General features: G+C 45.6%; 21 protein-coding genes. 19 read left to right on the plus strand and 2 right to left on the minus strand.

Annotated features, from left to right (window positions below; translation table 11 throughout):
* Window positions 1-163 precede the first annotated feature (163 nt).
* From pyrR to J0K78_RS00815, 11 genes are all read left to right on the plus strand, one after another.
* Window positions 164-706, plus strand: coding sequence for a bifunctional pyr operon transcriptional regulator/uracil phosphoribosyltransferase PyrR (pyrR, locus tag J0K78_RS00765; RefSeq protein ID WP_206945876.1), 543 nt, complete (start codon window positions 164-166; stop codon window positions 704-706).
* A gap of 183 nt (window positions 707-889) precedes the next feature.
* The gene (locus J0K78_RS00770) at window positions 890-2,278 is read left to right on the plus strand and encodes a solute carrier family 23 protein (protein WP_206944989.1); all 1,389 of its coding nucleotides are present in this window, start codon (window positions 890-892) and stop codon (window positions 2,276-2,278) included.
* 160 nt (window positions 2,279-2,438) lie between these two features.
* On the plus strand, window positions 2,439-3,335 hold the full coding sequence (locus J0K78_RS00775; RefSeq protein WP_206944990.1) for an aspartate carbamoyltransferase catalytic subunit: 897 nt from the start codon (window positions 2,439-2,441) through the stop codon (window positions 3,333-3,335).
* Window positions 3,336-4,625, plus strand: a complete 1,290-nt coding sequence (locus J0K78_RS00780; protein ID WP_206944991.1) for a dihydroorotase — start codon at window positions 3,336-3,338, stop codon at window positions 4,623-4,625.
* Entirely contained in the window at window positions 4,606-5,715 is a 1,110-nt protein-coding gene (locus tag J0K78_RS00785; RefSeq protein ID WP_206944992.1) for a carbamoyl phosphate synthase small subunit, read from the plus strand. The genes J0K78_RS00780 and J0K78_RS00785 overlap by 20 nt, the downstream gene beginning before the upstream one ends.
* Entirely contained in the window at window positions 5,694-8,897 is a 3,204-nt protein-coding gene (gene carB / locus J0K78_RS00790; protein WP_206944993.1) for a carbamoyl-phosphate synthase large subunit, read from the plus strand. Before J0K78_RS00785 ends, carB begins: the two co-directional genes overlap by 22 nt.
* Window positions 8,894-9,652, plus strand: a complete 759-nt coding sequence (locus J0K78_RS00795; protein WP_206944994.1) for a dihydroorotate dehydrogenase electron transfer subunit — start codon at window positions 8,894-8,896, stop codon at window positions 9,650-9,652. The genes carB and J0K78_RS00795 overlap by 4 nt, the downstream gene beginning before the upstream one ends.
* Complete coding sequence (locus J0K78_RS00800) at window positions 9,649-10,581, plus strand: dihydroorotate dehydrogenase (RefSeq protein WP_206944995.1); 933 nt, start codon at window positions 9,649-9,651, stop codon at window positions 10,579-10,581. Before J0K78_RS00795 ends, J0K78_RS00800 begins: the two co-directional genes overlap by 4 nt.
* Window positions 10,547-11,269: an orotidine-5'-phosphate decarboxylase gene (pyrF, locus tag J0K78_RS00805; protein ID WP_206944996.1), complete on the plus strand. Its 723-nt coding sequence runs from the start codon at window positions 10,547-10,549 to the stop codon at window positions 11,267-11,269. Before J0K78_RS00800 ends, pyrF begins: the two co-directional genes overlap by 35 nt.
* Window positions 11,244-11,870 (plus strand): orotate phosphoribosyltransferase, encoded by a 627-nt coding sequence (gene pyrE, locus J0K78_RS00810; RefSeq protein ID WP_206944997.1) that lies wholly within the window; start codon window positions 11,244-11,246, stop codon window positions 11,868-11,870. The genes pyrF and pyrE overlap by 26 nt, the downstream gene beginning before the upstream one ends.
* A gap of 874 nt (window positions 11,871-12,744) precedes the next feature.
* Window positions 12,745-14,919, plus strand: a complete 2,175-nt coding sequence (locus tag J0K78_RS00815; RefSeq protein WP_206944998.1) for an FUSC family protein — start codon at window positions 12,745-12,747, stop codon at window positions 14,917-14,919.
* Between the two features lie 37 nt (window positions 14,920-14,956).
* Here J0K78_RS00815 and J0K78_RS20135 read toward each other — a convergent pair whose 3' ends face one another.
* Window positions 14,957-15,082 (minus strand): hypothetical protein, encoded by a 126-nt coding sequence (locus tag J0K78_RS20135; protein WP_255534767.1) that lies wholly within the window; start codon window positions 15,080-15,082, stop codon window positions 14,957-14,959.
* Window positions 15,083-15,186: 104 nt separating this feature from the next.
* The gene (locus J0K78_RS00820; RefSeq protein WP_206944999.1) at window positions 15,187-16,902 is read right to left on the minus strand and encodes an Rqc2 family fibronectin-binding protein; all 1,716 of its coding nucleotides are present in this window, start codon (window positions 16,900-16,902) and stop codon (window positions 15,187-15,189) included.
* Window positions 16,903-17,043: 141 nt separating this feature from the next.
* Between J0K78_RS00820 and J0K78_RS00825 the strand changes: the two genes are divergently transcribed.
* The 8 genes from J0K78_RS00825 (at window position 17,044) to rsmB (ending at window position 25,160) form a co-directional block, all read left to right on the plus strand.
* Window positions 17,044-17,934 carry a YicC/YloC family endoribonuclease gene (locus J0K78_RS00825; RefSeq protein WP_242517673.1) on the plus strand — a complete coding sequence of 297 codons (891 nt, stop codon included), beginning with the start codon at window positions 17,044-17,046 and terminating at the stop codon, window positions 17,932-17,934.
* Between the two features lie 79 nt (window positions 17,935-18,013).
* Complete coding sequence (gene remA, locus J0K78_RS00830; RefSeq protein ID WP_027954142.1) at window positions 18,014-18,277, plus strand: extracellular matrix/biofilm regulator RemA; 264 nt, start codon at window positions 18,014-18,016, stop codon at window positions 18,275-18,277.
* A 14-nt stretch (window positions 18,278-18,291) separates the two neighbouring features.
* Window positions 18,292-18,906 carry a guanylate kinase gene (gene gmk / locus J0K78_RS00835; RefSeq protein ID WP_160913089.1) on the plus strand — a complete coding sequence of 205 codons (615 nt, stop codon included), beginning with the start codon at window positions 18,292-18,294 and terminating at the stop codon, window positions 18,904-18,906.
* A gap of 2 nt (window positions 18,907-18,908) precedes the next feature.
* Window positions 18,909-19,136, plus strand: coding sequence for a DNA-directed RNA polymerase subunit omega (rpoZ, locus tag J0K78_RS00840; protein ID WP_146816568.1), 228 nt, complete (start codon window positions 18,909-18,911; stop codon window positions 19,134-19,136).
* Between the two features lie 104 nt (window positions 19,137-19,240).
* Window positions 19,241-20,446, plus strand: coding sequence for a bifunctional phosphopantothenoylcysteine decarboxylase/phosphopantothenate--cysteine ligase CoaBC (gene coaBC / locus J0K78_RS00845; protein WP_206945001.1), 1,206 nt, complete (start codon window positions 19,241-19,243; stop codon window positions 20,444-20,446).
* Window positions 20,443-22,851 (plus strand): primosomal protein N', encoded by a 2,409-nt coding sequence (priA, locus tag J0K78_RS00850; RefSeq protein ID WP_206945002.1) that lies wholly within the window; start codon window positions 20,443-20,445, stop codon window positions 22,849-22,851. The genes coaBC and priA overlap by 4 nt, the downstream gene beginning before the upstream one ends.
* Before the next feature lie 22 nt (window positions 22,852-22,873).
* Entirely contained in the window at window positions 22,874-23,821 is a 948-nt protein-coding gene (gene fmt / locus J0K78_RS00855; protein WP_206945003.1) for a methionyl-tRNA formyltransferase, read from the plus strand.
* Window positions 23,814-25,160 carry a 16S rRNA (cytosine(967)-C(5))-methyltransferase RsmB gene (gene rsmB, locus J0K78_RS00860; RefSeq protein ID WP_206945004.1) on the plus strand — a complete coding sequence of 449 codons (1,347 nt, stop codon included), beginning with the start codon at window positions 23,814-23,816 and terminating at the stop codon, window positions 25,158-25,160. The genes fmt and rsmB overlap by 8 nt, the downstream gene beginning before the upstream one ends.
* Window positions 25,161-25,171: the final 11 nt, after the last annotated feature.

Genomic DNA, 25,171 nt, shown 5'->3' on the forward strand with positions numbered 1-25,171 from the left:
TCATACTTCCATATAGAATATAAAGACCTTTAAAAGACAGTCCCGTGAGGCTGAAAAGGTGACGGTTATGCACAGGACACGTGTATTAAAACCCCTTTTCTGCCTTTATGCGGAAAAGGGGTTTTTTCGTATCTGAATCCAGCGAATCAAGGAGGACTCAATGATGAATGCAAAAGCGACTGTACTCGATGATGCAGCGATCCGTCGGGCATTGACCAGGATCTCTCATGAAATCATAGAAAAGAACAAGGGTATTGAGGATCTCGTCCTTGTAGGAATTAAAACACGAGGCGTTCCGATTGCTCAGCGCCTTAAGGATAAAATTCAGGAGATTGAAGGTGCAGATCTTCCAGACGGGGAGCTTGATATCACCCTATACCGTGATGACTTGACTCCTCAGGGAAATGGAGCGGAACCTCAATTGAAAGAAACGAACATTACGGCGGATATTGATGGAAAAAAAGTCATTCTCGTCGACGATGTCCTTTATACAGGCCGAACGGTGCGTGCCGCAATGGATGCACTGATCGACCATGGACGCCCGAAAGAAATACAGCTGGCGGTTTTAGTGGACCGGGGACACCGGGAGCTGCCGATCCGCGCAGATTATGTCGGAAAAAATGTTCCGACTTCCCAGGAAGAAATCATTACCGTCACTTTATCTGAAACGGATGAAGCAGACGAAGTGAAGATTTATGAAAAATGAATGAACCGTAACCTTTAAATAAAGTCCCGTGAGGCTTAAAAGGTTCGTAAGGATACGTGTACTCTACACGTCTACCTCTTTGCGTACCTTTAAGCGCAAAGAGGTTTTTTTATGTGAAAATCCCGGGGATGCCATAACATGTACCACCCTCAAACAGGAAGAGACACGAAGGAGGAATTCGATATGAAACAACATAAAGCAGCACTCGACGTTAATGAAGTACCACCACTAAATAAATGGCTTGTCCTAAGCCTCCAGCATCTGTTCGCGATGTTTGGCGCAACGATTCTCGTTCCTTTTCTGACCGGATTATCGCCATCAGTCGCTCTTGTATCAAGCGGGTTTGGAACACTCGCATACCTGCTCATAACGAGAGGGAAGGTACCAGCCTATCTAGGATCTAGTTTCGCCTTCATTGCTCCGATCATTGAAGTTTCCAAGTCGAGCGGGGTTGCGGGAGCGATGGTCGGAAGCTTTCTTGCCGGTCTCGTCTATGGGCTGGTTGCTCTCTTAATCTCTATTTTTGGAACGAAGTGGCTCATGAACCTGCTTCCTCCGATTGTTGTCGGCCCGGTCATTATTGTCATCGGTCTCGGGTTAGCATCAACGGCGGTGGAGATGGCGATGTACCTGCCGGGGCAGGAAGAAAACATCTACAGTGGAACTCACTTCATGGTCGCCCTTGTTACACTGGCCATAACGATTATCGCTTCCATCTATTTTAAAGGGTTCTTTTCCCTGCTGCCGATTCTCTTCGGAATTGTCGGTGGGTATGCATTCGCTATGACCCAAGGCATTGTGGATACGAGCGGCATTCAGGAAGAATGGACAGCAATTACGACAGCAGGTTCGTTTTCAGCTGCCATAGCCGCACTCTTCCAAGCACCGGATTTCGTTGTCCCATTCGTTGACTTTTCCCCACTGGAAGTAATCAGCTGGGAAATCGCCTTTCTGATGGTTCCCTTTGCGCTTGTCACAATCACGGAACATACGGGAGATCAGATGGTCTTATCGAAAGTGGTAGGAAGAAACTTTTTGAAAAATCCAGGACTGGATAAATCCATTCTTGGCGATGGTGTGGCGACATTCATTGCCTCCTGTCTGGGAGGACCTCCGAACACCACGTATGGAGAAAATATCGGAGTGCTCGCGATTACGAGAGTGTACAGTGTGTTCGTCATCGGCGGAGCAGCTGTCATCGCCATCGTCTTTGGCTTCATCGGCATGGTAACGGCAGTCATCAGTTCGATTCCGACTGCCGTCATGGGAGGCGTATCTATTCTCCTCTTCGGAATTATCGCTTCCAGCGGTCTGCGTATGCTGATCGATAATCAAATCGATTTTGGTGAAAAGAGAAACTTGATCATCGCCTCAGTCGTCCTCGTCATCGGGGTCGGAGGTGCTTTCGTCCAAGTGACGGAGGAAGTGCAAATCGCAGGAATGGCGCTTGCTGCCATCATCGGTGTCGGTCTTAACTTGATCCTACCAGGTAAAGAAAAAGGACACGGAAATGGACAGATGTTCGAAGCGCCTGAAGTAGAACAACAAAAGAAGAAAAATCATGTAGCATAACCAAACACTAGCTTCACGTTTTAAATGAGTCCAGAGAGGCTCGAAAAGGTGTACTAGGGATGGGCTCGTTTGTCATGCGACGAGTTCAGCACCCCCAGACACCTGGGGGTGCTTTTTTCTCCTTAGTCCCCGTTAACTTCATAGGAACGGAGAGATGTACATGACCGCAATTCGATCAAAAAGGAACTTGCTTTCCATCAAACAACTGAGCAATGAACAGATTTATCACCTGATTCATTTAGCAGAAAAACTGAAAGATCCCGTGAACCGTCCCTCTTTTTCAGGACAATTTGCTGCCAATCTATTTTTAGAACCGAGCACGCGAACAAAAACGAGTTTTCACATCGCTGAAAAGAGGTTGGGTTTCGATGTTGTTGAGTTGGATGGGATAGATTCCAGCTTAACAAAAGGAGAAAGCTTATATGACACCTTAAAGACGCTGGAGTCGCTCGGTGTGGGTCTGGCTGTCGTGCGGCAGTCAGAAGTGGATGGCCTCTCGACATGTACGGAAGGGGTGGATATACCCTTAATCAACGCCGGGGATGGCTGTGGGGAGCATCCCACACAATCCCTTCTGGACTTGTACACCATTTATGAACATTTTCAAAGTTTCAAAGGCTTGCATGTTTGCATTGCGGGAGATTTAAAACACAGCCGGGTTGCCAGATCTAATGCCTATGCATTAAGACAGCTCGGGGCCACCGTATCTTTTGTCAGTAAACCCGAATGGCAGGATCCTACAATGGCACAGAATTACATCACAATGGACGAAGCAGTGGAAACTTGTGATGTCCTGATGCTGCTTCGAATTCAACATGAACGTCATACGGGTCATGAAGAAACGGGTAGCTATCTGGAACAATATGGACTGACAGTGGAAAGGGAAGCGAGGATGATGAAACATAGTATCATTCTTCATCCTGCGCCGGTGAATCGCGGGGTGGAGATCGATGAGAGCCTCGTCGAATGCGAAAAGTCAAAGATTTTCAGGCAGATGACAAATGGAGTGACGATGCGGATGGCCATCATCCATGCACTCATGAAAGGGGAGCTTTAAATGAAAAAGAAAATCATCAACGGGCAGGTCTTTACGAAGCATCGCTTCGAGAAATCTGAAATTTTGATCGAGGACGGTACGATTGTTGAAATAGCACCGTCTGTCGGCGAAGCAGATGAAATTATTGATGCGAAAGAGGGCCTTGTGCTGCCAGGATTGGTCGATGTCCATATTCATTTACGTGAACCTGGAGACGAACAAAAAGAAACCATACTTACAGGGACAGAGGCTGCAGCTCGTGGAGGCTTCACAACTGTGTGTGCTATGCCAAACACGAAGCCTGTACCTGATTCTGAAGAGAACATGAATAATTTGATGGAGAAGATCAAGCAGGATGCATCAGTCAGAGTGCTTCCTTATGCTTCAATAACCACGCGGCAGCTTGGAAGAGAGCTTGTTGATATGCAAACCTTATCACAAATGGGCGCGTTCGCCTTTACCGATGATGGCGTAGGAGTTCAAACGGCTGGCATGATGTACGAAGCGATGAAAGAAGCAAGCCGGCTGGATAAAGCGATCGTAGCTCATTGCGAGGACAATTCACTCGTATATAAAGGGGTCGCCCACCAAGGTGATGTGAGTGAGAGACTCGGTCTACCTGGGATTGCAAACATTGCTGAGTCTGTACAAATTGCAAGAGACGTTCTGCTTGCGGAAGCCACCGGCTGCCATTATCACGTGTGTCACGTTTCAACGAAAGAGTCGGTAAGAGTCATCCGTGATGCGAAGAAAGCAGGGATTCGAGTAACTGCAGAAGTAACGCCGCATCATTTGATTCTTAACGAAATGGATGTCCAGGAAGACGACGCCTTTTTCAAAATGAATCCGCCGCTTCGATCCATAGAAGATCAGAAAGCGCTCATTGAAGGTTTGATGGACGGAACCATCGATTTTATTGCAACGGATCACGCGCCACATACCGAAGAGGATAAGAAAGAAGGCTTCCTTTACTCGCCATTTGGAATTACGGGTTTGGAAACAGCCTTTCCTCTTTTGTACACCCACTTCGTAGAGAAGCATGGAATTCAGCTGGAGCGTCTTGTGGAATGGCTGACGAGCAAGCCGGCTGAGGTATTCGGTATCCCTTATGGCACTTTAGAAAAAGGAGCACCAGCAGATATAACCATTGTGGAGGTAAACCATGAAAAGATGATCGACCGTCACAGCTTTGCTTCGAAAGGAAAGAACACACCTTTCCATGGTTGGAGAGCGAAAGGATGGCCGGAGCTTACTATGGTAGACGGAAAAATTGTATGGGAGGGGAAAACGCATGAAACAACTCGTGCTTGAAGATGGAACGGTATTTGTAGGCGAAGGATTCGGCAGTGAACGGGAAACGATTGGTGAGGTCGTATTCAATACGGGGATGAGCGGTTATCAGGAAGTGATTTCTGACCCGTCTTATTACGGACAACTCATCACCTTCACATATCCACTCATCGGAAACTATGGAATCAATCGCGATGACTTTGAAACCGTCAACCCGGGGGTATTCGGGGTCATCGTAAAAGAACACTGTGATTTCCCTTCCAATTTCCGTAATGAAGAAACAATCGACGAATTTTTAAAAGCGAAGAATATTCCAGGAATCAGTGACATTGATACGAGGAAGCTGACGAAAATCATCCGCCAGCATGGAACGATGAAGGCGATGATCGCCTCATCCGATCGTCCGATTAATGAAGTACTCAGCTTATTGGAAGCTACTCCACTATTGAATGATCAAGTGAAACAGGTATCGACCGTAAAACCGTATGTTGTTCCAGGTCGAGGCGAGCGGATTGTACTCGTAGATTTCGGTATGAAACACGGCATTTTACGGGAATTTACGAAGCGCGATTGCCATGTGACCGTGGTTCCTTACCATACGTCAGCAGAGGAGATCCTGAGACTTAAACCGGATGGTGTGATGCTCTCGAACGGTCCTGGAGATCCAAAAGATGTTCCTGAGGCGATTCAAACCATTCGTGAACTGATCGGTCAAGTACCTATATTCGGGATCTGCCTTGGGCACCAGTTGATTGCTCTTGCTTCTGGGGCAGATACTTCTAAAATGAAATTCGGCCACAGAGGAATCAATCAGCCGGTGAAAGATTTGGATACGGGGAGAACCTATATCACTTCTCAGAACCATGGCTATGCCGTCAATCTTCATTCACTGGAAGAGACCGAACTGCGGCTTTCCCAAGTTTCTTTGAATGACAACACAGTGGAAGGGTTGAAACACAAGAAAGAGCCGGTTTTCTCTGTGCAATACCACCCGGAGAGTTCACCAGGCCCGGAAGATACAGCCCATTTATTCGATGAATTCTTGAAAATGATCGATCAGAACCAGAAGAACACAAAGGAGGACTCTCAATGCCTAAGCGTACAGATCTAACAAAAATACTCGTCATCGGATCCGGTCCGATTGTCATCGGTCAGGCTGCTGAATTTGACTATTCCGGAACCCAGGCCTGTCAATCTTTGAAAGAAGAAGGATATGAAGTCATCCTGGCTAATTCAAACCCAGCAACGATTATGACCGATCATACCTTTGCTGATCAAGTCTATATGGAACCACTGACGCTTGAGTTTCTTCAGAAAATTATTAGAAAAGAAACCCCGGACGCGATTCTTCCCACTCTTGGAGGGCAGACGGGACTGAATATGGCGGTAGAGTTGAGTGACTCTGGTATTCTTGAAGAATTTAATGTGGAACTCTTAGGGACGCCGCTTGATGCCATCCAACAAGCCGAAGATCGTGAGAAATTCAGGGCATTGATGCATGAGATGAATCAGCCTGTACCTGAAAGTGAAATTGTCAGCACGGTGGAACAAGCACTGGATTTTGCAGAGACGATTGGTTTTCCAGTCATCGTCCGCCCGGCTTACACCATGGGCGGAGCCGGTGGAGGCATGTGTGACGATGCTGCTCAGTTAAAAGAAATTGCTAGAAGCGGACTGGCCGCATCTCCTGTCAGTCAGTGCTTGATAGAGAAAAACATTGCCGGCTTCAAAGAAGTGGAGTATGAAGTGATGCGCGATGGGGCGGACAATAAAATCGTCGTTTGTAATATGGAAAACTTCGACCCTGTCGGCATTCATACGGGAGATTCCATCGTTGTCGCTCCTTCCCAAACACTTAGTGACCGGGAATATCAAATGCTAAGAAATGCATCATTGGAGATCATCCAGGCTCTCCAGATTGAGGGTGGATGTAATGTCCAGCTTGCTCTTGATCCGGATAGTTTCCAATATTACATCATCGAAGTGAATCCGCGCGTCAGTCGTTCTTCTGCCCTTGCTTCCAAAGCGACTGGTTATCCAATTGCAAAACTAGCAGCCAAAATTGCTGTAGGAATGACGCTGGATGAAATCAAAAACCCGGTAACTGGTACAACCTATGCCTGTTTCGAACCAGCTCTCGACTATGTTGTAACGAAAATCCCACGCTGGCCGTTCGATAAATTTGCGAAGGGAAACCGTACACTTGGTACCCAGATGAAAGCGACCGGTGAAGTGATGAGTATCGGCAGAAGCTTTGAAGAATCTCTACTGAAAGGGATCCGATCGCTGGAGGGTGATACAGAAGAGCTTTATCTTTCTTATGCCGAACATATGAAAGAGGAAGAACTGAATAGAAGATTGAAAAAAGCGGATGATGAACGGATATTCTTAATCGCGGAAGCATTAAGGAGAGGGTATTCCATTGAAAGTCTGCATGATATCACAGGGGGGATTGATTTATTCTTCCTTTATAAACTACAACGGATCATCCAGCTTGAGGAGAAAGTGGCACACGGAGAAATGGATGGATCTTTACTGGAGAAAGTAAAGAAAACCGGATTTTCTGATCAACAGATTGCACGATTAACAAAACGGAAAGAATCAGAAGTTCGAGAGTGGAGAAGAAGTCATGGGATCCGTCCGGTGTACAAAATGGTCGATACGTGCGCAGGGGAGTTTGAATCGGAAACGCCTTATTTTTACAGCAGTTATGAAGATGAAAACGAAGCCATCCCAAGTGGTAATAAAAAGGTGCTCGTCATCGGGTCTGGTCCGATCCGTATCGGCCAGGGCGTCGAATTCGACTATGCGACCGTCCATTCTGTCCTTGCACTGAAGGAAATGGGCTATGAAGCCATCATTATGAACAACAACCCGGAAACAGTTTCCACAGACTTCAGTGTTTCTGACAAGCTTTATTTTGAACCTTTATCACTCGAAGATGTAATGAATGTCATTGACCTCGAACAACCTGAAGGCGTCATCGTCCAGTTTGGAGGACAGACAGCCATCAACCTCGTGGACGGATTGACGAAAGAAGGCGTGAAGATCCTGGGTACTACAATGGAGTCGATTGATAAAACAGAAGACAGGGACTTGTTTGAACAGCTGCTCAACGATTTGAATATCCCTAAACCTGGAGGGGAAAGTGTCACGAGCGCAGAGGAAGCTTTTCTTGCTGCTGAGAAAATCGGATACCCACTTGTCGTCAGACCTTCCTATGTCCTCGGCGGGCGTGCGATGGCAATCGTTTATTCAAACGAAGAGCTCTCCTCTTACTTGGAAACAAATGCATCTGCACACAATGGTCATCCAATTTTGATCGACAAGTACATGACCGGAATGGAAATCGAAGTCGATGCCATCTCGGACGGGGAAGATGTTTTCATCCCGGGGATCATGGAACACATTGAACGCGCAGGAGTCCATTCTGGAGATTCCATGGCCGTTTATCCGACCCAGCGGCTTACAAAAGAACTTGAACAACAATGTATCGATGCGACAACAAAGATTGCCAGAGAGCTGAATATGAAAGGCCTCATCAACATCCAGTTTGTCGTTTACAAAGGGACGGCCTATGTCCTTGAAGTGAACCCTAGAGCAAGTCGGACGGTACCCTTCTTGAGTAAAATTACAGGGGTTCCGATGGCCAGGCTCGCAACAAAGGTTCTTTTAGGCAAAACATTGAAAGAGGAAGGGTACTCATCAGGAGTGGCTGCAAAGCCGAATGGGGTGTATGTCAAAGTGCCTGTCTTCTCCTTTGAAAAACTGAGAAGTGTTGATACGACTCTAGGACCTGAGATGAAATCGACCGGTGAAGTCATCGGGTATGATCAAACATTGGAAAAAGCTCTTTACAAAGGAATGACATCAGCAGGGTTAAAGATTCCGACGCAAGGATCTGTTCTGTTGACTGTTGCAGACAAAGACAAATCAGAAATGCTGGATATTGCGAAAACGTTCTTTGAGCTGGGTTTCCGTCTGTTCGCGACGGAAGGAACAGCATCTGTGATAGAAGAAGCACAGATTCCTGTAGAAGCGGTAGGAAAAGTGGGGTCGGATCAGCGCGACGTCATCGACCTTATTCAACAAGGAGAAGTCCAGTTCGTTGTCAATACACTAAACAAAGGCATGCGGGCAAGATCGGATGGATTCAGAATCCGGAGAGAAGCGGTCGAACATGGACTTGCTTGTTTAACAAGCCTGGACACAGCCAAAACCATTGTAGATGTGATTAATGCGATGTCCTTCTCGGCTCGTGCCATCACACCGATGGAAGGAGTGACAGGATGAAAAATGAACGGATGACCATTCTTAGGCATGAGAAGATGGCGAGAGATACGCACCTTCTCGTACTGGAAGGAAAACTGGTTCAGGAGATCGCGGATCCTGGTCAATTCGTACACGTCAGGATTGATGGTTTCTACCTGCGGCGTCCGATATCCATTGCAGATTATGACCCGGCAAATAGTACCGTGACTTTGATTTATAAAGTCATGGGAGACGGGACGAAAGCTTTGACTCGTTGTCAGGTCGGTGACCGCTTAGATGTTCTTGGCCCGGGAGGTCAAGGCTTTCCGACCACTAGCATCTATTCTGATCATGCGCTGATTATTGGTGGGGGTATCGGAGTGCCACCCCTCTACAGCACCGCTAAGAAACTGAAGGAGAACGGAGTGGACGTCACGAGTATTCTCGGTTTCAGATCCAGGGAGGATGCCTTTTTACTGGATGAATTCCGTGCCCTTGGAGAAGTGCATGTGACGACAGAAGATGGGTCACTAGGGAAAAGCGGCCGTGTAACGGACGCTCTCTCTGATGTGAGAGAGGATTACCAGCTCTTTTTATCCTGTGGCCCGACGGTGATGTTAAAAGCAGTCGCTGATCAACATCCGGATACACCAGGGTATCTGTCGATGGAAGAACGGATGGGCTGTGGAATCGGTGCCTGCTTTGCCTGTGTCGTCGAATCGAAGGATGATAAAGGATACAAACGCATCTGTTGTGATGGTCCTGTATTCAAAGCCGGGGAGGTCGTCTTATCATGAATTTATCTGTGAATCTACCGGGTTTAAACTTGAAAAATCCCGTTATGCCGGCTAGTGGCTGCTTCGCATTCGGGAAGGAATTCGCTCAATTTTATGACCTTGCAATCCTTGGATCCGTCATTATGAAAGCAGCCACAAAGGAACGCCGCTTTGGAAATGGCACACCAAGAGTAGCAGAAACCGCAAGCGGCATGCTGAATGCGATCGGACTGCAAAACCCTGGTGTGGAAAGCATCATCTCGGATGAAATTCCATTCTTGAGAAATCATAACCTACCAATCATTGCCAATGTAGCCGGGAGTACGGTAGAGGAATATGGGGAGGTTGCTGAACAAATCTCCTCTCATGTGGATGCCATCGAATTGAACATATCTTGTCCGAATGTCAAAGAGGGAGGGGTGCAATTCGGCACCGACCCTCTGTTAGCGAAAGAAGTCATCCGTTATGTCGTCGAAATGAGCACTGTGCCTGTGTATGTGAAGCTTTCTCCTAATGTGACCGATATTGTCGGAATGGCTCTTGCAGCAGAAGAAGCGGGTGCTTCAGGTCTTTCCATGATTAATACACTCACAGGGATGCGGATTGACCCTAAAACACGCAAACCTGTCCTTGCAAATGGAACAGGAGGCCTCTCCGGAGCAGCGATCAAACCGATCAGCATCCGGATGATCCATCAGGTGTACCAAGCTGTATCCATTCCAATCATCGGTATGGGTGGGATTGAAACCGCAGAAGATGTGTTGGAATACTTACTAGCCGGTGCAAGTGCCGTTGCTATCGGAAGTGCAAATTTCAAAAATCCTCTCATTTGTAAGGAAGTCATTGAAGACTTGCCTGCGACTCTTTCACGCTATGGGTTTTCAAGCGTAAAGCAAGCGATTGGAGGTGCCCATGATGAAAAAGTTGAAACCTCTGTACTTCGCCCTTGATTTCCAAACGGGAAAAGAAGCACTCGACTTTTTGAAGCGTAATGACCTTACAGGCATACCAGTTAAAGTGGGCATGGAACTTTTTTATAAAGAAGGTCCGGCCATCATCCATCAATTGAAAGAAATGGGGCATGAAATCTTTCTCGATTTGAAACTGCATGATATTCCAGAAACGGTACGTCGTGCGATGAGAAACCTTGCCAGCATGAAAGTCGATGTCGTCAACGTACATGCTCAAGGCGGGGAAGAAATGATGAAAGCTGCTAAAATCGGTTTGGAAGAAGGAGCACAAGGGCATGTACCCGTTTTATTAGCTGTTACCGTCCTTACCTCTTCGGACCAGCAAATGTTGAAAGAGCAGCTGCTCATCGACCGTCCTTTAGCCGAAGTGGTCAAGCACTACGGGATGCGAGCGGAGAAATGCGGCGTGGATGGTGTCGTCTGTTCGGTGGAAGAAGCCGAGATCATAAAAAAACATACGACGCTTGCTGCTTTGACACCGGGAATACGCCTGGCAGGGGGAGAAAACCATGATCAGAAGCGAGTGGCTACCCCGGAAAAAGCCCGGGAAAACGGGAGTGATGCGATGGTTGTGGGGCGAGCAATCAGAGATGCAGAAAACCCCGGAGACATCTACAAAACAATAAAGGAGGCCTTTCAACATGAGTCAATCAACACTCATACGTGACTTGCTTCACATAGGAGCAGTTAAAATTGAAACCGATAACTATTTCACATGGACATCTGGCCTGAAATCACCAATCTATTGTGACAATCGTTTAACGATGTCCTATCCTGAAATAAGAAAAAGCATTGCAGAAGCATTTGTGAAGAAAATCAAGCGCCTGGGCCACATCGATGTCATCGCAGGGTGTGCAACAGCAGGTATTCCCCATGCTGCCTGGGTGGCAGACCTTATGGACCTTCCCATGGTTTATGTCAGGTCTTCAGCCAAAAAGCATGGAAAGGGAAACCAGATTGAGGGTCATGTTGTAAAAGGGCAAAAGGCCATTGTCGTCGAGGATTTAATTTCAACAGGAAAATCGTCGATAGAAGCTGCAGAAGCCCTGAAAAAAGAAGGTGTGGAAGTGGTTGAAGTGCTGTCGATCTTCACTTATAACCTTCAAGCGGCGGAGGATGCATTTAAGGATAAAAGCTATTCTTATCAATCCCTGACAAGTTATGAAGAGCTTCTGCAACAGTTACTCAATGAAAATCAAATTGAAAAAGAGCAGGAACAGCTGTTGATGAAGTGGAGCAAAGATCCTTATGTTTTTACGAACTCTTAACGTATAGAGGAGTTGCTATTTCTGCATTCTCCTAGTACGATGAAGTCATCAAAACGTATTGGTGATGAAAATGAAATCTAAAAAACACTCTTTTTTCATACTCATGAATGCTTCGCTTGGTTTATTGACCTGTTTTGTTTATTTATATACATGGGTGGCCTTTGCATTTATGGAGTCTATGTGGTCCCTGGAACCTTTATTAAGCTTATTCGCATCCCTTGCTTTATTCATTCTTTGGAATGTGTATATGCTGAAGCGCGAAAGCCGAAGGTATTGGGCACAAGCGGTTTTTTCTTATCTGGCATCGATAGCAGTATTCGCATACTTTCTAACCTGAAACCACGATTCAATCGTGGTTTTTTTAATCCAATGCCACAAAACTAATTTTTAATAATTACTAGATGAGCTCTCTATTCCTTGTGATTTAGCTTCGAGATAATCAGGGTTCGTTTGCCCTATTGAGAGTCAGGGGCGGGCTCGTTTTCCTGCGGGGATGACAGAGAGCCTTCTACGGGATAAGAGTGCTTGGTGAGACCCCACAGGACCAAGTCCAAGGAGGCTCACCGCACCCCCGCTTAAAGCGAGGCACTCCACGTCGCCCCGGTACACAAACATCTTGAAATTTGAGCCTTATACAATCCTGCTCTTTTACTAAATGAGTACATATCAAATATAGCCAATTGGATGGAAGCTTAAGAAAGGCAGCTTTCCCTTTTGACAGATGGGATAGAGCGCTCTATAATCTATTTTTATCTATCTAGTTACTCATGTAATGGAAGAATAAAACTGGTTGTGCGTACTTTTTACATAAATGAAGATTTATTTAATAGATGGAATCGATTCACCACATACAAAGGAAAGGAGGAGTTATTCAATGTATGAAATAGGAAAAAAATCGTACTGGTTGAAGAGGATGCTTGCGTCCGATCCGGGACATAAGCGGTTGCAACAGGCTGGAAAAGCGACGTTGAGTGTAATCTCAGCTGTCTTTACTACCTTACTGATCTTGAATATCCTTGGTAAGGATCCACTTCTGCCCGCAATCATATCAGGTGTTTGCGGCCTGTTGGGCATCATGGCGGTCATGGATGATACCAAAAAAGAAAAGCAGGGGACAACAATTTTGCTTCCTTTATCGGCCATCTGTGGAGTGACGCTTGGGTCTTTGCTCTCCTTTAGTGCCGTTCTCGTATCCGCGTTAATGATCTTGATCATCTTTTGCAGCTTTTATTTTTCTAAATTTGGTAGTCGCTACTTTTCTTTAGGGATGATCGGGTTTATCACGGTTTATTTTTCTTCCTTTTTAAAACTTCCCCCAGAAGAATTTCCATGGTTTTACGGCGCCATTTGTATAGGCATCTGCTACGCTTTTCTATATAATTTCATCATTTTCAGAGATACGGCGCAGCAGCTCAGGCGCAGTGTCCAATCATTTCACAGGCAGGCCAACCTGACGTTCGAACTGTTGACAGAAGTCATAGATGATCCAGATACAAACCAGATCCGCTCAAAAAAGTTGACGGAAAATGTGAAAAAGCTGAGAGACTACGCAAATCACGTCTCCACGGATTTGAATGCACAGAATATCAGAGAAGTCTGGCCGGGGGTCCGTACAGAACAATTACGGTTATATGTATTCGACACAGCGATGTTTGTCATGACGCTTTCGGATAGTTTAGAAAAATTAAAAGAAAGCGGAGCGCTTCAGTCGGAAGAACTCCGTTTCACCCTCTTACGACTCATACGTACATTGCAGAAGGCTGAAGTTCTTAAATTGGAGCAGAAAGAAAGCCACCTTGCTGAAGCAGAGCGTGTAGTAAGCGCTTTGAGAAACACGATCGACCAGAAATTTGGCGAACGTGAAACAAGACCTGAAGGATGGCTTTATCTGCTCCGCAGGATTGAGGCGATTGCTACGCATGTGACGGAGGGAGCCCTTGCCATCAAATACAGTGGCAAAGATGATTCTGGTGCTGAATTGTCCGAAGACAAGAAATTACCAGAAGAGGAAGAACAAACGAAAGGGATGGAACCTTCGACGAAAAAAGCTATTCAGTCGGTGATCGCAGGATCAATCGCTGTCGTTGTCGGTCACTTGATTTCTCCTATACAGCCCTACTGGGTGTTGTTAACGACTTTTATCGTTCAATTAGGGACCCCGACCGTTGGGCGCACATATCTGAAGGGGTTGGAAAGGTCCATTGGCACGATCGTGGGAGCTATTATTGGTTTCATTTTAGCAAAGACAGTGTCAGGTCAGTCTGAACTGGAAGTAGCCCTGATCTTTGCGGTTATCTTTTTTGCTTTTTACACGCTTCCCGTTTCCTACACTGTGATGAGTATGTTCATCACAATGCTCATCGCTTTCATGTATGACCTCATGTTGGGAGGAATCAGTTATGGATTGCTGCTAGCCCGTGTGGTCGATACCATTGCAGGAGCTGGGATTGCACTAGCGGCTGCCGCCTTCATTTTTCCTACACGAACATTGGAAAAAATGAAAGAACAGCTGGTGGAGTACTTAGAAGATCTCGAGGGTTACATCCTGTCCTACATGGACAATTTCCGCCGTTCAGAAAGCATGAAGGGGCTGGCAGATCTCGCTTTTCAGATGGATGTGAAGATCCAGCTGCTAGAAGAAGAGGCAAAACCTGCGTTGCAAAGACCTGGAGCGAATAAGTATTCGGGAATTCCCAGGCTGTTGATGTCATTTACGGCTATTAATTATTATGCGAAACAATTACTCGCTTCTACGTATCAAAAGGATTTTCATCATTCCGAGGAAATCATAGAGGCTCTCCATCGAACGGAAAAGGTTTATAAGCATAACATACGCACGATCATGGCGGTCATGAACGGAGAAGTAATGAGTGGACAACTGTTCAAGCTTCAACATGAGCGGGAAATGATTGAACGGTTTGCCCCGGGACACAAAGAAGGAGAGGGAGATATTGTCCACCACCTCTTTTATATTTGGAAAATCAATCAAGCTCTGTTGGTAGTTGGTGAAAGAATGGGGCTTGTTACAGCGGAAAGGTTGGAAGATTAAAAAGCAGCACTGCGAATTCGCAGGTGCTGCTTTTTGTTTATCTGTTACGATCGTAAGACCCTTCGCCGGCTTTCGAGATGGTAATTCGTTCTTCTCCCGTAGCTGGTTGAACAGCATCTCTGCTCTTTTTCGGGTTACGTTTTGATTTTGAATTCTTTGGCATAACAGCAACCTCCTTGGTAAGATTCAGTTGCCTTTATATTATTTGTAATCTCAGTTTGTCTATGTGAAAATCCCTGTGCCAATTATAGGCACAGGGATCATGGGTTAGTCTTTTTTCTTTAACCGTTTAATGAAAGTCGAATCAGGTGTCACGAACAACGTTTGTTGCTGGTCATACGTGACGAACCCTGGCTTTGCTCCTGATGGTTTCTTCACATGACGTATCCGTGTATAGTCAACGGGAACAGAAGAGGACCTGCTTGATTTACTGAAGTTTGCAGCAAGCTGTGCGGCTTCAAACAGCGTATCTTCGCTCGGGTCTTCATCACGAATCACCACATGAGATCCTGGGATATCTTTGGCATGTAGCCAAATATCCATTTTGTTCGCCATCCGGTTCGTCAAGTATTCGTTCTGTTTGTTGTTTCTTCCGACGTAGATCAACGTACCATCCGTTGATTCAAAACTCTCCGGTTTCGGTTTTTGTGGTTTGTTTTTACGGTTCCCTTTTGTCGCGGGCTTTTTCTTTAAGTAGCCTTGTTCCCGCAGTTCCTCACGGATTTCTTCGATGTCTTCTTCTCTTGCTGTTTCGACTTGTTGGATCAGACGATCGAAATAAAGGATTTCATCTTCTGCTTTCTGTATTTCTATTTGTACCACTTCTTTGGATTTCTTAAGTTTTGCGTACGTTTGAAAATAGCTTTGTGCATTCTCACTCGGCGTTTTATTAGGGTTGAGTTCGATTGTCATTTCTGCTTGGTCAGGGTCGTAGTAGTCAACGACCGTCACAGATTCATCACCCGTTTTGACCATATGCATGTGTGCAGTTAAAAGTTCGCCAAGTTTTTGATACTCTTCTGCAGATTCCGACTTCTTCAACGTAGTTTCGTGTTTTTTAATCTTCCGTTTATTTTTATCCCGCTCATTTTTCAAGAAACGATGCAGGTCTCCTGCCTGTTGCTTAACACGATCCCGCTCAGCTTTTCCTGAATAATAATCATCCAGCATTGCACTGACGCTTTCAAATTTTTCAACATCATCGGAAAACGCATGTAACGGGATGACGTAAAACTGCTCTTTTTCTGCCCTGTGTATCTGTGGTTCATACGCATGGTTGAGTATGATTTCCCTGATTTCACGGTAGGCTTCTTTCACAGTTTGTGAGCCTCCAAGACCTGCTCTCTGAACAATTTCCTTCGTAATCATAGGTGAAAAACCCATCACCACATTCAAAATTTGTTTATCCATTTTGCCTGAGTTGAAATCCAATTTTTTAATGAAAGAATCTGGATCAAGATCAACGGGGTTGATTTTCCCTTGTTCCGGTGGGAGTTTATAAGGCTGTCCGGGCATGATCGTCCGATGCCGGTTTTGCGAAGGGGGCAAATGCTTGATGCTGTCGAGCATATGTCCTTCTTCTTCATCGACAAGCAGGATGTTGGAGTGTTTGCCCATCACTTCAATGATGAGCGTTTTCATGGTTTCATCGCCGACTTCGTTACGGGTTCGGATATGGAACTTTACGATCCTTTCCATGTCCACCTGTTCGATGCGTTCAATAAATCCCCCAATCAAATGCTTCCTGAGAAGCATGCAGAGCATGGGTGGTTCCTTAGGATTGTGGTATTGATCGTCCGTCAAATGGAAGCGAGCATAACTCGGGTGTGCGGACAATAATAGCGTTTGTTTCTTTCGATTGGAACGGACCGTAAATACGAGCTCCGTTTCGGTTGGCTGATAAATTTTCATAATACGTCCGGACTGGATCGTTTCATTCAATTCGTTCGTGATCGCCCGGGTTACAATTCCGTCAAAAGACATCGTCTTCACCTCTCTACTTGTAGAAGTATAGCATGAGTAAAGCTTGTTATTCTAAGATTTTTCATCAGCTAAAGCCAAACATTCGCAACAACATCCTTTCTTTTGCTAAAATAGGTGTGGAATTCATTTTACATATAGGTGATGATCATATTGTTAAAAAGTATGACAGGGTATGGAAAGAGTACGGTTGAAGTCGGTGAAACAAAGATTCATGTCGAGATTAGGTCAGTGAATCACCGTTTTTTAGATATAACAACCAAGATGCCACATGCATTACTGTTTTTGGAGGAGCGGCTGAAACAGGTCGTGAAAGGCCTTTTAACAAGAGGCCGCGTCGATATCTTTGTTACACTTGAGGGAGAAACATTCATTGAAAAGAAAATCGATGTCAATTGGGGAATTGTCGATCAATATTTCACCCGTTTGAAAGATATCCAGCGCCGCTACGATTTGACGGGTGATATTTCTATTGATATGGTATCCAAGTTAGACCATGTTTTTTCGGAAAAAGAGATGGAAAACGATGCAGATGAATGGAAAATGGCTTTATTAGAGGCTATGGATGATGCTGCCAGACAACTGGTGGAGATGCGGTTGAAAGAAGGGCACGAGTTATACGAAGATCTTGAGAAACGCATCGCAAAAGCCCGGAGATGGCTGAGCAGCCTGGATGAAAGGCGGCCGATGGTCATCGAGGCATATAAAGAGAGGATTCGGACACGCATTGAAGAATACACCAAAGAACAACTCCGGCCCGATGAAACAAAAATCCTCCAGGAAGTCGCTTTGCTTGCAGAGAAAGGGGACATCACAGAAGAGTTGACAAGACTACAGTCCCATTTCATTCAATTTGAAGGCACACTTTCCATGGATGAGCCTGTTGGCAGAAGACTCGATTTTATTGTGCAGGAAATGCACCGTGAAGTGAATACAATCGGATCAAAATCCAATGATGGCAAAATGACGGAAATGGTTGTGAATTTGAAAAGCGAGATTGAAAAGGTGAAAGAACAAGTACAAAATGTTGAATAACAATTGTGTTTATGCCTAGTTTTTTCATATAATAGAGGTAGTCATGAAAGTGCTTGGTCAGAAGAAGGAGGAGTCAGCTTTGAGCTTGAAATTAATCAATATCGGTTTTGGAAACGTCGTATCTGCGAATCGTATTATTTCTATTGTTTCGCCTGAATCCGCTCCGATCAAACGTATCATCACGGTCGCCCGTGACAATAATAAATTAGTAGATGCTACATATGGCCGTCGAACGCGTGCGGTCATCATTACAGATAGTGATCATGTCGTCCTTTCAGCCGTCCAGCCGGAAACCGTCGGACAGCGTGTCATCAGTAACGACGAGATCTCAGATGAAAACTAGGAGGACTTTTTGCAGTGATTGATCAGAAAGGTATTTTATTCATCCTTTCCGGCCCATCCGGTGTCGGCAAAGGAACGGTACGTAAAGCATTATTCGAACAATCGACAGATTTACGCTATTCTATATCCATGACGACCCGTGATCCACGGGAAGGGGAAGTGGACGGAGTCGATTATTTCTTCAAGTCAAGAGATGAATTCGAGAAATTGATCAGTGAAGGCCAATTGATTGAACATGCGGAATATGTGGGAAACTATTATGGAACCCCTCGCCAATACGTTGAGCAAACATTGAACGAAGGTAAAGATGTCTTTTTGGAAATTGAAGTCCAGGGGGCACTCAAAGTAAGAGAAAACTTCCCTGAAGGCGTGTTCGTCTTTTTGATTCCACCATCTTTGGAAGAATTGAAGGACCGTATTGTTAACCGTGGCACAGAAACGGAAGACAAAGTGAAGAACCGCCTGAAGGCAGCGAAAGAAGAAATTGACATGATGGATGCGTATGATTATGTCGTCGTGAACGATCAGATTGACAATGCTGTGACGAAAGTGAAATCGATCGTCTCCAGCGAACACTGCAAACGTGAACGTGTCGCCCATCAATATAAAAAAGCATTGGAGGATGAATAATCATGATGTTAGAACCATCCATTGATTCCCTACAAAAACAAATTAAATCCAAGTATACGCTCGTAACACTCTCTGCAAGAAGAGCGCGTGAATTGAAACAAGGAAGCGCACCGATGATCGATCATCCAACCTCACATCAGCAAGTTGGTGTGGCGCTTGAAGAAATCCGCGATGGCAAATTGAACTATATTGAAGCGGATGAAATCCAGGAACGAACAGAAACCACATAAGAACATCGAAACGACGTAGGAAAAGCCGCGCTTCTTGATTAAATCAGCGCGGCTTTTCCTACGTGTTTTAGTGACAACATTTTTCAAGTAAAGGGGTCTCTCAGATGTTGAATGGAAAAAAGATCGTCTTAGGAGTATCAGGTGGTATCGCCGCCTACAAAGCAGCCGCTCTAACAAGCAAACTCGTTCAAGCAGGGGCCGTGGTTAAGGTAATTATGACAAACAGTGCTCAAAAATTCGTCGCCCCGACTACTTTTCAGGCATTATCCAGACAGCCTGTTTATACCGATACTTTTGATGAACAAGATTCTTCTCAAATCCAGCACATTGATGTCGCTGACTGGGCGGACCTCTTCTTAATTGCCCCAGCGACTGCGAATGTAATTGGAAAACTTGCGAATGGTCTGGCCGATGACATGCTCTCTACAACCTTACTTGCGACCGAGGCACCTGTTTATATAGCACCTGCAATGAATGTTCATATGTACAGTCATCCGGCAGTGATGAAGAATTTGAAACAGCTCGACGAGTGGGGATTTCGTTTCATTGAGCCTGGGGAAGGTTACCTTGCCTGCGGTTATGTAGGTAAAGGACGTTTGGAGGAGCCTGAAACGATTGTGGAAGTGCTACAGAAAGAATATCATCGGCCTCAGCCACTTAAAGGCAAAAAAGTACTCATAACAGCCGGGCCTACCCGCGAGCAGATCGACCCGGTGCGATATTTTACAAACCCATCGACAGGTAAAATGGGGTATGCGTTAGCGAAAAAAGCTAAACAACTTGGTGCTGAAGTGACCCTCGTTTCAGGTCAAGTTGCTTTAGATCCTCCAAGTGGTGTGCGAGTCGTTCAAATTACAACAGCCCAGGAAATGTATGAGGAAGTATTGAAGGCGTATGCTGATCAGGACCTTGTCATCAAGTCAGCCGCAGTAGCTGATTATCGTCCGAAAATTACGTACGATCAAAAGATGAAGAAGCAACCAGGGAATTATGTTGTAGAAATGGAACGGACTAAAGATATTCTCATGGAGCTAGGAGAGCGCAAAGAACATCAATACTTAATTGGATTTGCTGCAGAAACGACAGACGTGGAGAAGTATGGTAGAGAAAAGATGGACAAAAAGAACCTCGATGCCATTGTCATCAATAATGTATCTGAAGAGGGTTCGGGCTTTGGGACGGATACCAATGCTTCTTTGTTTATCACCAGAAGAGGGGAAGAAATGACCTATCCGTTGATGAGCAAAGAGGAACTCTCCGAAAACATTCTCATGGTGGCAGCTGGTGAGATGGAGAGTGAAATTCATTGATTGCAAACGTAATCGTTGATGTACCCTCTCAAAATACGAACCGTCCTTTCGACTATGAAATACCTGAAAAGTTTGACGGGATCGTTCAGCCTGGGGTACGTGTCATCGTCCCATTCGGTCCACGAAAAATCTTAGGATATGTGGTATCTCTTTCCGAAACAAGTTCATTCTCTTCCGTCAAGAAAATCACCGATGTTCTCGATGTTATCCCAACGTTGACGGAAGAACTTCTACAACTCGGGAAATGGTTATCGAAAAATACATTGAGCTATTACATCTCCTGTCTTCAAGTCATGCTTCCTCAAGTGATGAAAGCCAAATATCGAAAAGAGCTCTGGAAGCTGACAGAAGAACCCCTCGCCTCTGAACTCGATCCTCTATTTGATGGACGTGCGGTTGTGGATTTTGAGGAATTCGAGAAATCCGGCATTGGGTACCACACCCTCCGAAAACACATGAATGATGGAGACGTCGATGTCCATTATGAAGTGAAAAGCCGGGAAACGAAGAAGACGATGACAATGGTCGAGCCTAACTTAAGTCCGATGGAATTAGAGGAGAAGCTTGAGGACCTCTCTCCACAAGCGAAAAAGCAGCGAACCATTGTCGAGTATTTTCTACAGTACCCGGATGTGTTGGAAAAGAAGAGGCTTTTGAATCTGCTATCTACGACACCTGCTTCATTAAAGCCGCTCATCGAACAGGGAATCATTCGCGAGTTCAAACAGGAAGTTTTCAGAGATCCATATGGGGATCGTGACTTCGAACGTACACAGCCTTTCCCTCTGACTGGAGAGCAGGAAACAGCTATACAGCCGATTCTTAAGACCATCGAAGAAAACACGCACGACGTTTTTCTTCTTCATGGAGTGACGGGGAGCGGTAAAACCGAAGTGTATTTGCAGTCCATTCAGGAAGTGATGGATAAAGGGGAAGAAGCCATCATGCTTGTACCTGAAATTGCGTTAACTCCCCAAATGGTTGAACGGTTTAAAGGAAGGTTTGGCTCAAAAGTAGCTGTTCTCCACAGTGCTTTATCAGCGGGAGAGAAGTACGATGAATGGCGGAAGATTCAGCGCAGAGAGGTTCAAGTCGTTGTCGGAGCAAGGTCTGCCATCTTTGCTCCGTTTACAAACATCGGCTTGATCATCATTGATGAAGAACATGAAACAAGTTACAAACAGGAAGACCGTACACGTTACCATGCGAGAGATGTCGCCATCGAAAGAGGAAAGACCCATCAATGTCCCGTCGTTTTAGGTAGTGCCACACCTGCGCTTGAAAGTTACGCAAGGGCTGTCAAAGGCAATTATCAGCTATTGACGATGAAAAAGCGTATGAATGAAGCAGTAATGCCGACGGTGGATCTTGTTGATATGAGAGAGGAACTTCATAGTGGAAACCGCTCGATGTTTTCCATCTCGTTGAAGGAAAAAATCGAAGAAAGGCTTTCCCGTGGCGAGCAGGTTGTCCTTTTTCTGAACAGACGAGGATATTCCACTTTCGTCATGTGCAGGGACTGCGGCCATGTCAGTGAATGCCCCCATTGTGACATCGCACTTACGTATCACAAAAGGCAGAACCGCTTGAAATGCCATTATTGCTCTCATGAAGAACCCATGCCGGCAGAGTGTCCAGAATGTGAAAGCAAAACCATCCGCTATTTCGGTACAGGGACGCAAAAAGTGGAAGAAGCGCTTCAGGAGTTGATTCCGGAAGCTCGTGTGATTCGTATGGACGTGGACACGACGAGAAGAAAAGGGGCGCACGAACGACTGCTTAAAAAGTTTGGCGATGGACAAGCGGATATTCTACTCGGCACGCAAATGATCGCTAAAGGGCTGGATTTCGGGAATGTCACTCTTGTTGGTGTGCTGGCAGCCGATGCCCTGCTCAATCTTCCTGATTTCCGTGCATCAGAAAAAACATTCCAATTGCTTACACAGGTAAGCGGAAGGGCTGGAAGACATGAGAAGCCAGGGGAAGTTGTCGTTCAAACCTACACACCGGAACATTACAGTATTGAACTTGCCAGCCAGTATGATTATGAACAATTTTTCAATGAAGAAATGAAATTAAGGAAAGCTTTCCGCTATCCACCCTACTTCTTTTTGACACTTTTCACAATTTCGCACCCCAACCAACTGAAAGTGCAGGAAGTGACACAGAAGATTACCATGTTCATGCAGCAGAAGCTTTCCGATCAATCTTATGTTCTTGGGCCTACTCCTTCTGCGCTCACCAGGATCAATAATAGATATCGCTATCAATGCATGATAAAATACAAGAAGGAACCTGAGCAGCGAAAGTTCGTTGAACGGATATTGCATTATTATGAAGATGAAATGAAACAAGAAAATGGTTTGCAGATCACGGTTGATTTTCAACCGTATCAGCTGATGTAAGCAAGAAGGGAGCAACAAAGTCATGACACGAATCGCATTTATGGGGACACCGGATTTCGCCGTACCTGTCCTAGACCGCATCATTGAAGAGGGGTATGAGGTTGTCCTTGTGATCACACAACCGGACCGTCCGAAAGGGAGAAAGAAAACCATGACCCCGCCCCCTGTCAAAGTAGCGGCGGAAAAACACGGAATCCCAGTATTTCAACCAGAAAAAATCAAAGAAGAATATCAAGAAGTTCTTGCTTACGATCCCGACTTGATCGTAACCGCTGCCTTCGGTCAAATTTTACCGGAAGCTTTACTTCAGGAGCCTGAACATGGATGTATCAATGTCCATGCCTCCTTATTGCCCGAATTCAGAGGTGGTGCACCGATTCATTACAGCATCCTTGAAGGAAAGAATGAGACAGGTGTCACCATCATGTATATGGTCAAACGTCTCGATGCAGGTGACATGCTTTCAAAGGTGACGGTTCCGATTGAAGACGATGACCATGTAGGAACGCTGCATGATAAACTTTCCGTCGCCGGAGCTGACTTATTAGCGGACACCCTGCCGAAATTATTAAATGGCGAGATCACGCCAGAAGAGCAGGATGAATCCAAAGTCACTTTCGCTTCCAATATCAAGAGGGAACAGGAACTTATCGATTGGGGCAAAGATCAACAAACGGTCTACAATCATGTGCGTGGTCTTCACCCATGGCCGGTCGCCTATACGTATTGGAACGGCAAGCCGATGAAAGTCTGGTGGATTCAGAAAGTGGAAGGAACATTTGAAGAAGCCCCAGGCACAGTTGTAAGAATTGATGAAGATGGTTTTCTTGTAACCACAGGCGGAAGTAAAGCCGTAAAGGTCGTTACTCTCCAACCCTCTGGGAAGAAAAAGATGGACGGACAAGCCTTTATTAATGGTGCCGGTCAGTCATTGCAGGTAGGCGAACGCCTAGGTGAGACGCATGACTAAGTATGCATTAAGAGAGTCAGCCCTTGATCTTCTTACTCGGATTGGTGAGCAGGGCGGATTCAGTCACGTTTTATTAGACCGGGAGATTTCCAAACAAAAGCTTTCCAGGCAGGATGGTGCACTGTTAACTGAAATCGTCTACGGTACACTTCAACGCCGGGATTTGATCCATTATTCCATCGAGCCTTACATTGCCAAACAGAAGAAAATAAAGCCATGGGTCAGATGGCTCCTTTATATGTCTGTTTACCAGATGATCTTCCTGGAAAGAGTACCGGATCATGCGATCATCCATGAAGCGGTGGAAATTTCGAAGAAGCGGGGACATAAAGGCATTTCATCATTTATGAACGGCGTGCTTCGGAACGTTCAGCGTAAAGGAGTCCAGAGCCTGGACAAAATCGAAGACCCTGTAGAGCGAATGGCGACCGAAACCAGTCATCCTCAATGGCTCGTGAATCGCTGGGTCGAACAGTACGGATTTGAAACAACGAAAGCGATGTGTGAAGCAAACAACCAACACCTTCCTATGTCTCTCAGAGTCCAGCCGCTTAGAATTTCACGCGAAGATGCGATGAAGCAGCTCCAAGACGATGGCTTTAAAGTCGAAGAGAGTACACTTTCTCCTCAAGGATTTCTTGTGCTGGAGGGTGCGATTCTCTCACATTCTCTTTTCCAAAATGGTTATGTCACGGTTCAAGACCAAAGTTCCATGCTTGTAGCTGAAATGATGGACCTTGAGAAAGGTTTGATGGTACTGGATGCCTGCAGCGCCCCTGGAGGGAAAACCACACATATCGCTGAAAAAATGGAGGACGAGGGAGAAGTCGTAGCTTATGACCTCCATGAGAAAAAAGCGAAGCTGGTAAGCAAAAAGGCCGAACAGCTGCAGCTCACATCGATTACCGCAAGCCAAGCAGACTCAAGAAAACTTGGAGAAAAGCATGAGCAGGGGGCCTTTGATCGTATCCTGCTGGATGCTCCATGTTCCGGCCTTGGAGTTTTACGTGGCAAACCGGACATTAAATACCATAAAAAAGAGGAAGATATTTTCTCGCTAAGAAATATTCAGGATGATCTTTTGAGAGAAGTCGCACCACTATTAAAACCGGAGGGCAAGCTGGTCTATAGTACATGTACAGTAGACCGTCATGAAAATGAGGAAGCCGTCAGACATTTCTTAGAAGAGCATCCGGACTTTGAAGTAGACCCAGCCTTCTTCGAGGAGCTTCCAGAAGCTCTTAAAGAATGCATAGGCCTTACCGAGACAGGCCTTCAGCTTTTCCCACAAGAGTGGGACACGGATGGATTTTTCTTAACACGATTGAGAAAGAAGTAAGACCCCCTTTG

Origin of the sequence: Halobacillus sp. GSS1 (genome assembly GCF_017307035.1) — a bacterium.
GTDB classification, from domain to species: Bacteria; Bacillota; Bacilli; order Bacillales; family Halobacillaceae; genus Halobacillus; species Halobacillus litoralis.